This window comes from Povalibacter uvarum, from assembly GCF_014202975.1.
Classification (GTDB): Bacteria; Pseudomonadota; Gammaproteobacteria; order Steroidobacterales; family Steroidobacteraceae; genus Steroidobacter; species Steroidobacter uvarum.
The window spans coordinates 316,577-331,533 of record NZ_JACHHZ010000002.1 but is presented as its reverse complement, the minus strand read 5'-3'; the positions used below and the strand labels follow the sequence as shown (position 1 = coordinate 331,533).

The following is a 14,957-nucleotide window of genomic DNA, read 5'->3' as shown; positions in this document are numbered from 1 at the left end:
GCCTCTTCTCCCATGGAACGCGAAGCCAACTACGTCGCCGTCGGTGCCTTCATCCTGCTCGTCATCGCGATGGGCGTGGGATTCGTGCTCTGGTACACGGATGCGCGCGACCGCAAGGACTACGAGCTGTACGAGATCTATTTCGCCGGCAGCGTGAGCGGCCTCGAGCGTGGCGGTCCCGTGCGCTATCTCGGCGTCGATGTCGGTCGCGTCCGGCGCATCGATATCGACCACGACAATCCGGGGCGTGTCGTCGTCGTCGCGGAGATTGATCGCGCCGCGCCGATTTCCTCCGCTACACGCGCGAGCCTGGGTCTGCAGGGCGTCACCGGACTGCTGTACGTGAATCTCAAGGAAGTCCCCGACGTGAACAAGTCGGCGGACCTCAAGCAGGGCCATCGCTATCCCGTGATCGAATCCGTCGCCTCCGATTTCGATACTTTCATCGCGAGCCTTCCGGAGCTGATGTCGCGAGCGAATTCCCTGCTCGAGCGGGTGGGGCGGGTCCTGTCGGACGAGAATCTCGACAACCTTTCGCAGACGATGGCGAATCTCCGCGAAGCCTCCAAGGGACTGCCAGCGACCGCACGCAACATCGAGACACTGGTCGCCGAAGTGCAGGCGACCGCCGTGGAGATCCACGCCGCGGCGGAAGGATTGCGCGGCATCACGACCGACGTCAGGCCGGAGATCAAGCAGGCGGTCGAGAAGATCGGTGTCGTCGCGGACAATCTGGCGCAGGCGTCCGCGCGAATCGATCGGCTCAGCCGCGACAGCGAAGTGCAGCTCGGACACTTCGCCAACACGGGACTGTTCGAACTGGAACGCCTCGTGCGCGAGACGCGATCGGCGGCGCGCGAATTCCGCGATCTGTCGCGCAGCCTGCAGGAGAACCCGTCGCAGATCCTGTATGAACCGCCGGTGAGCGGCATCGAGATAGCGAAATGAGAGAAGCGGTTAGCGGTTGGCGGTTGGCGGTTGGCAAGAGGCGGAAACGGACTTCGCGTGCTGTCGTCGTGGCGCTATTCACTTTGCTGTCCGCTTGCGGGGGCTCGCTGTTCGAAAGCAAGCTGCCGGCGCCGACGCGCTACGTGATTGCGCCGCCGGCGCCAGCGGCTGCAGCGGTTTCCTCGGCGGCTTCGGAAGTGAGTTTGTCGATCGGCAGGCCTGACGTTGCGCCGGGTCTTGATACCGATCAGATCGCAGCGATCCGGGGGCATGAGCTCGACTACTACCGCGGCGCGCTGTGGAGCGGCAGCGTTGTCGAGACGGTGCAGTCGTTCCTCGTGGCGGCGTTCGGCGACCAGAAGCGCTTCCACAGTGTCGCGGCCGAGCAGGCGCGCATTGCCGGCGAATACCTCTTCGACGTGGAGGTGCGCGATTTCCAGGCCGAGTACGGTACCGCCACGGCTCCCACGGTGAGAGTCACCCTGGTGGGTCGGCTGATCCGGATACGCGACCGAAAACTCGTGGATACGATCTCCGCCGCGGGTACGCGCCCCGCCACGGAGAATCGTCTCGGCTCGGTCGCATCGGCCTTCGAATCAGTGATGCAGCAGCTCTCACTCGATCTGGTCCAGCGAACCGCGGACGCAGTTGCGCGCGATCGCGCAGCGAACCCTCCTGACACACGCGCCGGGGTCTAGTTCTCGCCACTCATGATCTTCATGAGTGATTCCCCGTGCCCCCCGTGGAGAATCCGGTTCCGGGCCTCCGATTTCAGGTCCAGGTTCAACCGCTGTTGCGCAGCGCCGTCGCGACAGCGTTGATCGACAGCTGAATCCCTTCGCGCACGCGGGCATCCGTCTCGCCGGCCCGATGACGTTTGAGCAATTCCACCTGCAGCAGATTGAGCGGCTCGATGTACGGCAGCCGCAGCCGGATCGACGCATCAAGCACCGGGTTCTTCTCCAGCAACCGCGACTGACCCGTGATGCCGAGCAGGCAATCGTGGGTCTGGGTCCAGCCGCTGCGAATGCGATCGAAGATGCGCTCGGCAAGTGCGGCGTCCTGCACGAGCGTCGTGTAGCGCTGCGCGATTGCCATGTCGGACTTCGCGAGCACCATCTCCAGGTTGTCGAGCGTTGCTTTGAAGAACGGCCAGCCCTGCGCCATCTCTTGCAGCAACGCCTGGTCGGGGAACGAATGCAGCGCATGGCCGACGCCATACCAGCCCGGCAACATGACGCGCGCCTGTGCCCAGCTGAATACCCACGGAATTGCGCGCAGATCCTCGATGCGATCGGACTTGGTGCGCGACGCCGGCCGTGAGCCGATCTTCAGCTCCGCGATCTCGAGCAGCGGCGTCATCTGCCGAAAGAACGTCTTGAAACCGTCTGTTTCGTAGACGAGTTCGCGATACGCGCGGAATGCGCCCTTCGAGATCGAGTCCATTGCCTGTGCATAGCGAGACGGCCCTTGCGCAGGTGCTGGTGCAGTGGAAGCAGACGACAGTAGCGTTGCTGACGCGATCGACTCGAGATTCAGTGCGGCTCCTTCTCTCGTGCCGTACTTCGCTGCAATCACTTCGCCTTGCTCAGTGATGCGGATGCGGCCCTGAACCGTGCCCGTCGGCTGCGCACGGATCGCGTCGAACGAGGAGCCACCGCCGCGACCTACGGCACCGCCGCGACCGTGGAAGATCTGCATCTTCGTCTGCGTCTCCGCGAATGCAGCGGCGAGCTCGCGCGTGGCGCGATTCAGGCTCCACACCGACGTGAGATAGCCACCGTCCTTGTTCGAATCGGAGTAGCCCACCATCACTTCCTGATATCCGCGCCGATCCGCGGCCTGACGGATCTCGGGCAGCGCAAGCCAGGCGCGCATGATGTTCGCGGAGCGCTCGAGATCGCCGATCGTTTCGAACAACGGCACGACCATGATCGCCGCGGCACCCGGATCGACTGGGCGATACAGTCCGGCTTCCTTCAGCAGCACGTTCACTTCGAGCATGTCGGACACGCTCTCGCACTTCGAGATGATGTACGTCGTGATCGCTGCGGGCCCGTACATCTCGTGCGCCTGCGCAGCCGCGCGCACGATGGACAGCTCCGACTTCGTTTCATCCGCGTAGGAAGCGAACGGGCTGGCCAGCAGACGCTCGCTCGCGAGTTCTCGGCGCAGCAGCTCGACACGACCTGCTTCATCGAGCGACAGATAATCGTTCGCGACGCCCGCGACCTTGAGCAGGTCCGCAACCACCCGCGCGTGCACGTCGGAGTTCTGGCGCAGGTCGAGCGTCGCCAGATGAAATCCGAAAGTCTCGACTGCGCGGATCAATCGACCGAGCGCGCCTCCTGTCGCCAGCAAACCGGCGCCGCCTTCGCGCAGCGAAAGAGCGAGCGCGACCAGATCGGCTCGCAGCGCATCGGCAGTCGCATAAGGTTCGCCGGCCGCTGAGGCCGGCCGCGGCGGCACATGACCCTGCAGCCTCTGATAGGTCGCCGCGAGTCTGTTGTAGATCGCGATGACCGCGCGACGATACGGCTCGTCGGCGCGCCCGGGACTCGCATCCGCACTCTGTTCGGCGAGTGCCATCACCGCATCGCTTGCGGTTGCGAGCTCGGTCGAGAGCGACAGTTCCTGGCCGAGCGCATGAAGATGATCGAGATAACTCTCGAGCACGGACTGCGATGAGCGCCCGAGTGCGAGGCGCAGCGAATCCGCGACTACGTTCGGATTGCCGTCGCGATCGCCGCCGATCCAGCTGCCGAGCCGCAGGAAGCTCTTCGGACGATGACCGAGCGCGCGTTCCCATCGCGAATACAGAGCTGGCAGCACCGGCAGGAAGATGTCCCGCAGATACGTCAGCGCGATCTCGACTTCATCCGCAACGTAGAGGCGTTCACGCCGCAGCGGTCTTGTCTGCCACAGCAGCGCGATCTGACGCAGGATTGCCCGCTCGATGTCATCGCCTTCGGGGGATTCCTGTCGTCCGAGGTCGCGATGCCGCATCAGCTCGGCGATGTGGTTGCGATGATCGATCATGCTCTTGCGCATGACTTCCGTCGGATGCGCGGTCAGCACGGGCACGATGAGCGAGTGATCGAGCAGGACCGCAGCCTGCTCCGCGGAGATTCCCTGTTCAGCGAGATGCTTGAGCGTGGAGGCGACGTCATGCCCCGATTCGTTCAGCCGTCCCTGCCGGTCCTCAGCGAGGTTCGCGAGCATCGAGAACAGCATGAAGCTGCGCACGAAGGCGAGCGTGTCGTCGAGATTCAGCGCATCGAGACCGCGCGCCAGCGCAGTCGGATCCGCAATGCCGCGATAGCGATCGACCGAGCTGGCGCGAATTCCCTCGATCCGCTGGAACAGCTCGCTACCGCCATAAGCGCGAATGACATCCCCGAGCAGCTTGCCGAGGTAGCGGATGTCAGCGTTCTGGGTAATCGGTTTGACGACGGTGTTCATGGCAGTCTCCGGGAGGCGCGCATTGTGCACCATGCAAGAAGCCGACCGGGGAGGGAATCAGAGGCGGATACGGAGTCGGAGTCGGAGTCGGATTTCACACGGAGTTCACGGAGGGCAAGAAGATCGGGCTCTGACGAACTCCGTGTACTCCGTGATCTCCGTGTGAAATCTCCTTCCTCTCGGATCAGAAAGTACTGAGCCCGGTGGCTTCCATGAACCGATACCGCCAGTACCTGCGTGAGTCCTTGTCTTCGTAGACGCCGAAGGCGGAGGTGAACTCCGTGCCGGGCGGGCCCTGGTTGGTCCAGAGCCGGTCGAAGTACGCGACCATCTCGAGCGCGAGCGGTGAGTCCTTGCCCATCTCCAGTGCGACGTTGGCTTCGAGGTTGTAGTTGCCGATGTTGCGGCGCGTGAGGTTGGCGGAGCCCACGGATGCGATCAGGCGATCGCCCTGGGTGACCATCGCGACCTTCGTATGGAATTGCTCGCCGTGCGTCCGGTACCAGCGCACCTGTATCTGGCCGTCGCTCTTCGTGACCAGTTCGTTGGCCACGGGTCGATTGGGGACGCCATCCTTCTGGCGACCGAAAGCGTCGCGATTGGGATCGAGGATGAGCTGGACCGATACGTTGCGCTTCGCGGCCTGCAGCAGCGATTCGACGACCTTGCGGTCGCTCAGATAGAACGTGGCGATGCGAACGGCATCACCGTTGCGCGCATGGTCGATTGCGTTCACGAGGTGATCGCGAATCGATCCCTCGGTGATGAAGGACAACTGCACCGCGCGTTCTGGCGCAACGGGCTCCGCAGCCGGCGCCGAAGCGAGGATGTGGCCGTCCCAACCGGAGAAGCGTGCGATCCCGAGTTCGCTTTCGACGACATCGAGCGCGGGTCCGCCCACGAACTCCACCGCGACGTTGGAATGCGCGCTGCTCGCATCGTGCGGATTGGCGGAGGTCACCAGCGCGACGACCTGACTGTCAGCACGGTCCGCGACGATGAGCTTGCGATGATTCGCCTTGAAGTTGAGGAGCGCCAGCCAGCTTCGAAAGCTCACGCGCGCCGGCTCCGTGTCGAAAGGATTCGGCATCGCATCGCCGCCGGGCGAGTTGCCCCACCACTGACCGAACATCCGCCAGAGCGAGGAATAGCCGGGGTTCGAATCGCGCAGCTTTTCGAGGTCGGTCGTGACGACGTTGATGCCCGCATTGCGCAGCCGCTCCAGCAGCTGCGATTCGGCGCCGCCGTAAACGTCGTTGATCGGATCGGTGACGAGCAGGACCGACAAACCCGGCTGCGCCGCCTTGCGCGCGATCAGTCGATCGCCAAGTTCGCGGCTCAGCGTCCGGTACGGCGCATCGGCTGCTCCCATCAGGTCGTTGAACAGGAAGAAGTCGGCGACGATGAACGTCTGCGCTTCATCGATGATCCGCAGGATCTGGTCGAAGACGCGCTGTTCGTACAAGAGCTGGCCGCGAGGGTCGTTGTACGTCAGGTCCGCCAGGAACTTCACGTTCGCGACATCGACTGCCACGGGCGGTGTTTTCTGCTGGGTGCCCGCTGGCATCGGTTTGGTGGTCTGCCAGAGGCCGACCGCCACCCAGATCGCCACGAACCCCCAGAAGATCCACCGTTTGCGAAACCGCCGGCGAGGTGTTGCGTCCGCTTCGTTGTTGTCCATGTCGCGCGGATTGTAGCCGAGTCTTCCAGGCATCCACGCCGGAGCCTGCCGCACTGTGCGGCCCGTCGCAGGTTCGCAGCCCAACGAATGGAACCCTGCCGGCCCGATGACGTTTGTGTCACCGGATGCATCACAGCACGCGGAGACAAACGGGGCGCCATGCAGATGGGCTAAAGTCGGTGCTTCGCCAGGAGGACGACCATGATCGATCACACAGGACTTTCGGTCAGCGACTTTGCCCGCAGCAAAGCGTTCTACCTCGCTGCGCTCGAGCCCATCGGCTACCGGATGTTGATGGAGTTGAAGCCGGAAGATACGGGCGGCTTCGCCGGGGCCGGGTTCGGCGTGCCGCCGAAGCCGGATTTCTGGATCGGCAAGGGCAAGCCGAACGATCCGCCGATCCACATCGCGTTCCGGGTCGCGAATCGCGGGCTGGTCGACAAGTTCTACGAGGCTGCGATCGCCGCGGGCGGGCGCGACAACGGTCCGCCTGGCATGCGTCCCCACTATCACGCGAACTACTACGGCGCGTTCGTGCTCGATCCGGACGGCCACAACATCGAAGCGGTGTGCCACGACGCGGCGTAGAGATCGATTCTGTCGCTGCCCGCTATCGTTGCCGGCTGTTGCACCGGCGAAGTGGCGCGGCGTACGGTTACGGTGTCTTCGTCACTCCCGCGCAGGCGGGAGTCCATCCCGTCCGATCCGGATGGATTCCCGCTTTCGCGGGAACGACGAATCGAAGGCTTGGATATTTCATTGATGTTTCATTGATTGAGGAGACGGCTCGTGAAGATCGATATCGGCATTCCCGAAAAACAACGCGTGAAAGTGGCCGAAGGCCTGTCGCACCTGCTGGCCGACAGCTACACGCTCTATCTCAAGACGCACAAGTTTCACTGGAACGTCACTGGACCGATGTTCCAGACGCTGCATCTCATGTTCGAGACCCAGTACACCGAGCTTTCCACCGCGGTCGACCTGATCGCCGAACGTATCCGCGCCCTCGGCAGCTTTGCGCCGGGCAGCTATGCCGAGTTCGGCAAGCTCTCGTCGATCAAGGAAGCGGAAGGCGTGCCGAAGGCCGAGGACATGATCCGCCAGCTGGTCGAAGGCCAGGAAGCAGTCGTGCGCACGGCCCGAAAGATTTTCCCGGTGGCCGAGAAGGCCGGCGATGAGGCGACGGCGGATCTGCTGACGCAGCGCATCCAGCTGCATGAGAAGACGGCGTGGATGCTGCGCAGCTTGCTGGAGAAATAGTCGGGCGTCTTGACCCTGAGCCAGTCCCTCCGGCATCGCCGGAGGGCTCGCTATTCTTTCCAGCCCCGTTCGCGTGCGGCAGCTTCCTGCGCCGCATCGAGCGCCTCACCGGCGATCGAGTCCTGCACCGTCTGGAGAATCGCCGGCGGCATCGCAGTCCCGGCCATTCGATAGTTGCTGCTGGCTTCAGTGCTTTCGCCGCCGGCCAGCGTATCCAGTCGCCATTGATCGCCCTGACGACAGGCGATGCCTGCAACCTCAGCAGGCTCCGCCATCGTGAACGTGCGGCAGTAGTCGCCGGACTTCGCGCGATAAGTGATAGCGACGTGAACGCCGGACTCGCTTGACGCACCGCTTGCCTGCTGATCGAGTGCGTTCGCCAGTGTGCCCGCGGCGAACATGTGGCCGTCCCGGGCGACAACATTGTCGTCGGTGCTCGTGACCAGTCGGGTGATGACGATGCCTATCAGGAGGCTCGCTGCCATTGCGCCCCACTCGGGCCATGACCAGCTGCGCTTGATCGGCCGGCGAGCGCCGTCGATCGATACGACATCCGCCGGCTTGGTAGCCGGCGCCGTGGTCGCAGCAATCACAAGCTTCTCTGGCATTGGCTCATCGAGCATCGGATCGAACGCCGAGCGCAGATCGCGGCCCAGGCTGCGATGACGCTCGATTGCCTGTGCGATCCGCGGATCGTTCGCCATCGCTTCCTCGATGGCGGTGCGCGTCGCGGCGTCGAGCTCGCCGTCTGCGTAGGCCATCAGGATTTCATCGCTGAACTTCATCGTCTTCAACTCAGGTTGGCTTGCATTGCCTCGCGGCCACGCGCGAGGCGACTCGTCAAAGTTCCCATCGGAATCCCGAGCAGATCGGAGGCTTCCTTGTAGGAAAGGCCTTCGATCAGCACCAGCGCGATCGCCTCGCGCTGCTCTTCGGGCAACGCCATCAATGCGCGCTGCATCGACAACCGCGTTGTCTGTGCCTCGTTGCTCGCGTCGCCCACGTTCTCGCCGCTCTCCTCGGGGAGGAACACGCGATCCTGGCGGCGTCGCGAGCGCACTTCGTCGATCCACGCATTGCGAATGATCCCGAACATCCAGCTCTCGAATCGCGACTCCGGACGCCATTGATCGAACTTGAGCAGCGCTCGCTCCACGGCGATCTGCACCAGGTCATCGGCGTCCGCGACATTGCGTGTCAGCGTACGGGCGAACCGTCGCAGGCGCGGCAAGGCGCCCACGAGCTGCTCGCGGACCTGATCGACCGATGTGGGCATCTGTCACCACTGTTACTGGAAGGACGACCGGGAGCGGGGATTTCTTCCGTCCCGAAGCGGAATTGTCGCCGACCGGCGGCACAGCGTCACGAAATCGAAAGCGGCCCGGGAAGAAATCCCGGGTCTCGTGCGTATAGTGAGTCGTATGCGCCGGAAAGCATCTCTCATGAAGTTGGGCAGAGGGGTCCTGGCCGCGATCGTCGTGGCCGGGCTGCCGGGTTTCGTGCACGCGCAGGTCCTCCCTCAGGTGCAGCTGCCGCAGTTGCCCGTAGAGACGCCGCTCAACGTCGATGGCACGCTGAATCGCACGCTCGAGCTGGCCGACCCTGAGCGACTGCGCCAGTTGCGAGTGCGTGACCTGCTGCGGCGAAACCGGGACGTCGTCGAGGCCGATCCGCGGGGTGCGCCGATAGTCCGCAGTGAGATTGCGGCGTTGTCGCCAACGGAAGATGCTCTGCGGCAGGCGCAAGGTCGAGGTTTCGAGATCGCGCGTCGAAGAGTGCTCGAAGGTCTCGATGTCGAAGTCGTCATCCTGCGCGCGCCGGAGGGCGTGTCGACTCGCCGTGCAATCCGTGATCTGCAGCGCATCGATCCGCAGGGCACCTACGACTTCAATCATCTGTATTTCGAGAGCGGTGAAGTCACCGGAACGGCGCCGACTGCGGCTCAAGCTGCATCGACGGCCCCCACTGCCGGGATTCGGGTCGGACTCATCGATGGCGGCGTGGAGGGTGCGCATCCCGCCTTCAATGGAACGAGCATTCAGCAACATGGTTGCAGTGCGCCGATTCCCACTGCGCACGGAACAGCGGTCGCGTCGCTGCTCGTCGGCTCCGCGGGAGATTTTCATGGGGCCGCGCCGAACGCGTTGCTCTACAGCGCCGACGTTTATTGCGGGCAGGCATCGGGCGGCGCGGTCGATGCAGTCGTCGATGCATTCGCCTGGATGGCTCGCGAACGCGTTCCAGTGATCAATGTGAGTCTGGTCGGGCCCGCCAATCGGATTCTCGAAGGCGTAGTGCGCGTCGTCGTTGCTCGCGGACATGTCATCGTCGCGGCCGTCGGGAATGATGGGCCGAGTTCGCCACCGCTCTATCCGGCCGCCTATCCGGGTGTGATCGGTGTCACGGGAGTCGATGCGCGCAATCGCGTGCTCGTCGAAGCCTGTCGCGGAACTCATGTCGCTTTTGCCGCGCCGGGCGCGGAGATGTCGGCGGCAACGCTCGCGCAGGCATACGTTGTCGTGAGAGGCACGTCATTCGCGGCGCCGATCGTCGCCGGGCTGTTGGCCACCCGGATCAACGAACCGGATGTGTCGAAGGCATCGAGCGCAATCGCGTTGCTGGCGAGTCATGCGCTCGATCTCGGATCGAAAGGCCAGGACCGGATTTATGGAAAGGGCCTGGTGGGGGCGCAGTTGCGGATGCCGGCGAGTCTCGCCAAATCTGGCATTCCCGCGAAAGCGGGAATCCATCCCGCTTCTCCAGGTGGACTTCCGCGTTCGCGGGAGTGACGAGAAAAATCTTCATCCTCCGGGAAGAAATCCCAATTCCCGGTCGTCCTCTCTACAAAGGCTGCAGATTGGCTGCGGTCAGAGGAGGACATATGAAAACTTCGATCCGTATCGGTGTGGCAATGGCGGCGGTGATGGCGGCTGCGTCGGTGAATGCCCAGGGCCTGGGCGGCAATCTCACGGGCGGCCTGGGTGGCACGTTGTCCGGCGGAATGCGGGACATGGGCATGATGACGCAAGGCAACGGCATGGGCTCGATCGGTGGCGAGTTGCGCGCCGGCGGATTGCGTCGCACGACGGATGAAGTCGGCGGCTCGTTGCGCAACACGCGTGATCGCACGCGTTCGTCGCTGCAGGAAACCGGAACGCGCACACGCTCCGCAGCTCAGGGTGCAACGAGCGCCGCACGCGGTGCTGCGGATCAGGCCAAGCAGGTCAACGCGACCGGTCAGCTCGATGCGGCTGCCAACGCCGCGGGTTCCCTCTCTTCGACCGGCGCGAACGCAACGCAGGCGGCGTCGGGCAATGCCGGCACAACTCAGTCGCTGCTCGGTTCCACCGCGAACAGCACGACACCCAACACGACTCCGATGGAGCCGGCTCCGGCACTCCTCGGTGGCAACGCGCAGTCGTCGGGTTCGATGTTGGGAAATCTGGCGACGACGCCATCGACTGCTTCGGGCGAATCGACGCCCCCGGCAAGTTCGCTCACCAGTGCACTCGGCAGCAACTCGAGCGAAAGCGCGCCGAGTGAAAGCAGCTCCACTCCCGCGTTGCCGACCGCGGCGCTGAGCGGCGAGGGCAGTGGTTCCGCGAATGGCAATGCGAAGGCCTCGCGCGATGGCATCGCGTTGCAGGCAGGTGCAGATGCCAACGGCGCCGCGTCAGCGTCGGCGCAGCGCTAGAGCGGCCGGAATTTCCACGGGAACACGGGGTTCCACGGGGGCGGAAGATGTCTCTGTATCGATACCTTCTCCCCCCGTGATCCCCGTGTCCCCCGTGGAGATCTTCTTCCTAGATTCTCGGGCTGCCCAACACCTGGGCCCAGTAAATACCCGCATCACTTTTCGAGCTGGTGGCGAACGCGATGCCCATCTCGGTGAATGTCTGGCCCATGATGTTCGCGCAATGCCCGGGACTGTTCAGCCAGCCATTCACGACGATCTCCGCGGTCGTTGGGCCGGCGGCGATGTTCTCTCCGATGCTGCGCCAGTTGTAGCCGACGCGAGTGGCACGAGCGGCGACGGTGCGTCCATCCGATCCCTGGTGTTCGAAGAAATTCTTCGCCGCCATATCCTGCGCGTGGATCAATGCCGTGCGATCAAGCATCGCCGATGCCGTGAGCGGAGGCACTGCAGCGAAGCTCTTGCTGCCGCATCGTCGCGGCTGGCCGCGCGCGACGTTGACCAACCTGAGCACCTCGGCGGCGATCGCTCCGGCGTCGCGCGTGGTGGGTGCTTTGAAGGGGAGAGCTATGACGATGTGGACGTCCGCAAACTTCTGCGAAACACCAATTGTCGTGAATTCGGGATTCGTCAATGTGTCGCAGTAGTTCTTGGCCAGCGCCGCGAGCATCGCGCGTTGATTCGGCGCACCTTCGATGCGCATCGATGCCGAACTCAACGCGCGGTAGCCAGTTCGTTCCAGAGCGTCGCTCAGCCGACCCCCTTTGGCCCATTCCTTGGCGACGGCGTCCAGATCGCGGCTCGACGTCAGTGGGGCCAGTGTTGCTCGGCTGCGGCAACCCTTGATGCGGATGTCGTTGACGTCGTCGACGAGCGCGGCGTTCGCGCTCGCGGTCGCCAGGAACAGCGAGAGGGCGGCGAGTGTGCGAAGGCGAATGTGTCGTGTCGCGAAGAGTGGCATGAGGGCATCGGTCGTGAGTCGTGGTATCCGTCATTCCCGCGCAAGCGGGAATCCATGTCTTTGTCCGGATGGATTCCCGCTTGCGCGGCAATGACATGGAGGTAAGTTACACGTTGTCCCTGAAGCCCGCCTAAACGCGTGCTCCAGTGTGCTTCGCTTCCCGCGTCCGCGTCTTCGCCGACCCCATGATCTCCTTGATCGCGGGCATGAGCGGTCTCGCGCCCTCGTCGTAGCCATCCCATGCCGTGCTCTTGCGGATGAGCGCGGGTGCTGAGCGGATCGTGTATCGCATGGGATCGAGCCCGCTCTTGACCTGCGTCCACGCGATCGGCATCGATACCGCTGCGCCTGCTCGCGCCCGTGGCGAGAACGGTGCGACGGCGGTCGCCATTCGGTCATTGCGCAGATAGTCGAGGAAGATCTTTCCCCCGCGCAGTTTCTTCGACATGTTGATGAGATAGCGATCAGGGCTGTCCGCCGCCATCTGTCCGCATACAGCTTGTGCGAATGCCTTCGCCTGTGCCCAGGTCACCGCCTTCTTGCCGTCGCTGTCGAGCGGCGTCACGACGTGCAGGCCCTTGCCGCCCGTGGTCTTGCAGAAGGCAACGAGGCCGAGCGCTTCGAGGCGATCATGCAGTTCGCGGGCGGCCATGACGACCGCGCTGAACTCGACGTCGGGACCCGGATCCAGGTCGAACACGAGGCGACCGGGCACTTCGGGCGAGCCGCGTCGGCAGTTCCATGGATGCAGCTCGATACCCGCCGTCTGCGCGACTGCGATCAATGCCTCGACGCGATCGATCTGCAGATACGGTTTGCTGTCGCCTTCGATCTTCGTGAGCGTCAGCAGGTTCGACGTCCCGGGCATCGCGTGGCGCTGAAAGAAGATCTGGTCGCCGATGCCGTCGGGTGCGCGAAGGATCGAACAAGGTCGGCCCTCGATGTGCGGCAGCATCGATTCGCCGACCGCTTCGAAGTATTGCGCAAGGTCGAGTTTGGTCGCCGGACTGCCGTCGCCCGCATCGGGCCAGAGCGGCTTGTCCGGGCTCGAGATCGAAACGCCCATGACCGTGGGCGGGCCGGCCGCTGTGGACCGGGCACTGGCAGATCGCTTGCCGCCACCGCGGCGAGTTCGCGCGGGCTTCGCCACGGCTGTCGATTCGGCCGGTGCGGGTTTCTCGGCTTCGACTTCCGCGGCAGGTTTGTCGGCGCGCAATCCCTTGAATGCCGCCTGCCGCACGTTGCCGGAGCCGGTCCAGCCCGCGAACTCGATTTCGGCCACGAGATCCGGCTTCACCCACTGAATGTCGTGTGCATCGCGCGGGGCGTTGTCGCCGCCGAACGGACTCACTTTGCTTTTCAGTGCTTTCAAACGCGGCATCAACTGCCGCAGCTTGTTGCCGCCGAAACCTGTACCGACGCGTCCGACATGAACGAGGTGCCGTCCGCGATGCACGCCAACGAGCAGCGAACGCAAGTGTCCCGCTTCGTGCGTCCATCCGCCGATGACGACTTCATGACCCGCGCGGCATTTCGATTTCGTCCAGTCGCCGGAACGGCCCGAACGATAGGGCGCATCGAGTCGCTTCGAAATGATCCCCTCGAGGTTCATTCGACATGCGGACTGGAGCACCGCGTCGCCCGCGGTCTGAAAGTGATCCACGTAGCGCAGCAGGCTGCCCTTCTTCTGGTCGGCGAGCAGGGTTTTCAGTCGGGCCTTGCGATCGCGAAGCGGTTGCCACTGCAGGTTCCCGCCCTCCGCGAACAGCAGATCGAAAGCGAAGAAGATGAGGTCGGCCGTGTCGCCGTCGGATAGTGCCGCCTGCAGCGCCGCAAAGTCCGGCGAACCGCTGTCGTCCAGCGCGGCGACTTCTCCATCGATGATGCTGTCCGGCAACGAAGCAGCTGCCGCGGCGATCCGCGGAAACTTGTGGGTCCAATCGAGACCTTTGCGGGTGCGCAGTTCAGCTTCGCCATCCTGGATCCGCAGCTGCAATCGATAACCGTCGAACTTGACCTCGTGCGCCCAGCTAGCATCGTTCGGTGGCCGCTCCACGAGCTTGCACAGCTGCGGCTCGATGAACCGCGGCATTCGGGCCGTCGATCGCGACGCTGACTTGCGGGCCGCTTTGCGCTTCGCTGGTTCTGGCGCGGTGTCATCGCGGCTGGATCGCCACACCGCATCCGCCTTCGCTCTGCCTTTCCCGGTCATGAAGGCCTTCGGCGCAGCGCCCTTGCCAGCCTCGATCTGGGCCATCCTGCGGCCGGAGGCTACTGAACGATCTTCCGCCAGCAGCTTCTCGGCTGCGGCGCCTTCGCGCGCGAACTGATCGCGATGCTTGATGAGCAGCCAGTTGGTGCGTTTGCCGCCGGTGCGATCGTTGCGCATCCGCACGAGCACCCAGCTCCCGTGGAGACGTTCGCCTTCGAGCGAGAACTTCAGGTCGCCTTTCTTCAGTTGTGCTTGGGCATCGAGATCGCCTTGCGGTGTCCAGTAGCCGCGATCCCACATCTGCACAATGCCGCCCCCGTACTGGCCGGCGGGAATCCTCCCTTCGAAATCGCCGTAGTCGAGCGGATGATCCTCGACTTCCACCGCCAGTCGCTTGTCCCTCGGGTCGACGGACGGGCCGCGGGTGACCGCCCAGGACTTGAAGACGCCCCCGAGCTCGAGCCGCAGGTCGTAGTGGAGCCGGCGGGCGGCATGTTTCTGGATCACAAATCGCAATTGCCGCGATTTTTTTACCGGTCGTTCCCCGCTAGGCTCCGCAGTCCTCGAAAAGTCGCGTTTGGCGCGATAGGTCGACAGCTTGCGATTGCGGGTGGCCATGGCCTGCTCCGGTTTGCGGTCCGATTACGCTAGATGGAAAGAGGAACGCGTGTCTTGGATCGGGCGTTCCTGGCCGCCGGTGCGCAGTTTCGCGATCGGGTATTCCCCGTGGCTCTATCGG

12 protein-coding genes are annotated in these 14,957 nt (G+C 63.9%); 6 read left to right on the top strand and 6 right to left on the bottom strand.

Annotation, left to right across the window (positions count from 1 at the left end):
* Positions 1 to 12: 12 nt before the first annotated feature.
* On the top strand, positions 13 to 948 hold the full coding sequence (locus HNQ60_RS07735; RefSeq protein WP_184330470.1) for an MlaD family protein: 936 nt from the start codon (positions 13 to 15) through the stop codon (positions 946 to 948).
* A gap of 68 nt (positions 949 to 1,016) precedes the next feature.
* On the top strand, positions 1,017 to 1,646 hold the full coding sequence (locus HNQ60_RS07730) for an ABC-type transport auxiliary lipoprotein family protein (protein ID WP_184330469.1): 630 nt from the start codon (positions 1,017 to 1,019) through the stop codon (positions 1,644 to 1,646).
* Between the two features lie 85 nt (positions 1,647 to 1,731).
* On the opposite strand, the gene ppc is transcribed toward HNQ60_RS07730, so the two are convergent.
* Both ppc and HNQ60_RS07720 read right to left on the bottom strand, forming a co-directional pair.
* Positions 1,732 to 4,410: a phosphoenolpyruvate carboxylase gene (gene ppc / locus HNQ60_RS07725; protein WP_184330468.1), complete on the bottom strand. Its 2,679-nt coding sequence runs from the start codon at positions 4,408 to 4,410 to the stop codon at positions 1,732 to 1,734.
* A gap of 184 nt (positions 4,411 to 4,594) precedes the next feature.
* Positions 4,595 to 6,124 (bottom strand): phospholipase D-like domain-containing protein, encoded by a 1,530-nt coding sequence (locus HNQ60_RS07720; RefSeq protein ID WP_184330467.1) that lies wholly within the window; start codon positions 6,122 to 6,124, stop codon positions 4,595 to 4,597.
* A gap of 168 nt (positions 6,125 to 6,292) precedes the next feature.
* Here HNQ60_RS07720 and HNQ60_RS07715 point away from each other — a divergent pair, with 168 nt between their 5' ends.
* Entirely contained in the window at positions 6,293 to 6,679 is a 387-nt protein-coding gene (locus HNQ60_RS07715; protein ID WP_184330466.1) for a VOC family protein, read from the top strand.
* Between the two features lie 201 nt (positions 6,680 to 6,880).
* Complete coding sequence (locus HNQ60_RS07710) at positions 6,881 to 7,351, top strand: Dps family protein (protein ID WP_322096848.1); 471 nt, start codon at positions 6,881 to 6,883, stop codon at positions 7,349 to 7,351.
* 50 nt (positions 7,352 to 7,401) lie between these two features.
* Here the strand turns inward: HNQ60_RS07710 and HNQ60_RS07705 are convergent, their stop codons facing one another.
* On the bottom strand, positions 7,402 to 8,136 hold the full coding sequence (locus HNQ60_RS07705) for an anti-sigma factor family protein (protein WP_184330464.1): 735 nt from the start codon (positions 8,134 to 8,136) through the stop codon (positions 7,402 to 7,404).
* Positions 8,137 to 8,141: 5 nt separating this feature from the next.
* Complete coding sequence (locus tag HNQ60_RS07700; RefSeq protein WP_184330463.1) at positions 8,142 to 8,627, bottom strand: sigma-70 family RNA polymerase sigma factor; 486 nt, start codon at positions 8,625 to 8,627, stop codon at positions 8,142 to 8,144.
* A gap of 166 nt (positions 8,628 to 8,793) precedes the next feature.
* Between HNQ60_RS07700 and HNQ60_RS07695 the strand changes: the two genes are divergently transcribed.
* Positions 8,794 to 10,140, top strand: a complete 1,347-nt coding sequence (locus HNQ60_RS07695) for a S8 family serine peptidase (protein WP_184330462.1) — start codon at positions 8,794 to 8,796, stop codon at positions 10,138 to 10,140.
* 92 nt (positions 10,141 to 10,232) lie between these two features.
* Positions 10,233 to 11,045, top strand: coding sequence for a hypothetical protein (locus HNQ60_RS07690; protein ID WP_184330461.1), 813 nt, complete (start codon positions 10,233 to 10,235; stop codon positions 11,043 to 11,045).
* 109 nt (positions 11,046 to 11,154) lie between these two features.
* On the opposite strand, the gene HNQ60_RS07685 is transcribed toward HNQ60_RS07690, so the two are convergent.
* On the bottom strand, positions 11,155 to 12,006 hold the full coding sequence (locus HNQ60_RS07685) for a CAP domain-containing protein (protein WP_184330460.1): 852 nt from the start codon (positions 12,004 to 12,006) through the stop codon (positions 11,155 to 11,157).
* A gap of 130 nt (positions 12,007 to 12,136) precedes the next feature.
* Positions 12,137 to 14,836 (bottom strand): DNA ligase D, encoded by a 2,700-nt coding sequence (ligD, locus tag HNQ60_RS07680; protein ID WP_184330459.1) that lies wholly within the window; start codon positions 14,834 to 14,836, stop codon positions 12,137 to 12,139.
* Positions 14,837 to 14,957: the final 121 nt, after the last annotated feature.

Bases quoted from the DNA above. Each gene is read 5' to 3' on its own strand.
- HNQ60_RS07735 (WP_184330470.1), top strand. From the start codon at position 13: ATGGAACGCGAAGCCAACTACGTCGCCGTCGGTGCCTTCATCCTGCTC.
- HNQ60_RS07690 (WP_184330461.1), top strand. From the start codon at position 10,233: ATGAAAACTTCGATCCGTATCGGTGTGGCAATGGCGGCGGTGATGGCG.
- HNQ60_RS07700 (WP_184330463.1), bottom strand. From the start codon at position 8,627: ATGCCCACATCGGTCGATCAGGTCCGCGAGCAGCTCGTGGGCGCCTTG.
- HNQ60_RS07720 (WP_184330467.1), bottom strand. From the start codon at position 6,124: ATGCCTGGAAGACTCGGCTACAATCCGCGCGACATGGACAACAACGAA.
- ppc (WP_184330468.1), bottom strand. From the start codon at position 4,410: ATGAACACCGTCGTCAAACCGATTACCCAGAACGCTGACATCCGCTAC.
- HNQ60_RS07705 (WP_184330464.1), bottom strand. From the start codon at position 8,136: ATGAAGTTCAGCGATGAAATCCTGATGGCCTACGCAGACGGCGAGCTC.
- HNQ60_RS07715 (WP_184330466.1), top strand. From the start codon at position 6,293: ATGATCGATCACACAGGACTTTCGGTCAGCGACTTTGCCCGCAGCAAA.
- ligD (WP_184330459.1), bottom strand. From the start codon at position 14,836: ATGGCCACCCGCAATCGCAAGCTGTCGACCTATCGCGCCAAACGCGAC.
- HNQ60_RS07685 (WP_184330460.1), bottom strand. From the start codon at position 12,006: ATGCCACTCTTCGCGACACGACACATTCGCCTTCGCACACTCGCCGCC.
- HNQ60_RS07695 (WP_184330462.1), top strand. From the start codon at position 8,794: ATGAAGTTGGGCAGAGGGGTCCTGGCCGCGATCGTCGTGGCCGGGCTG.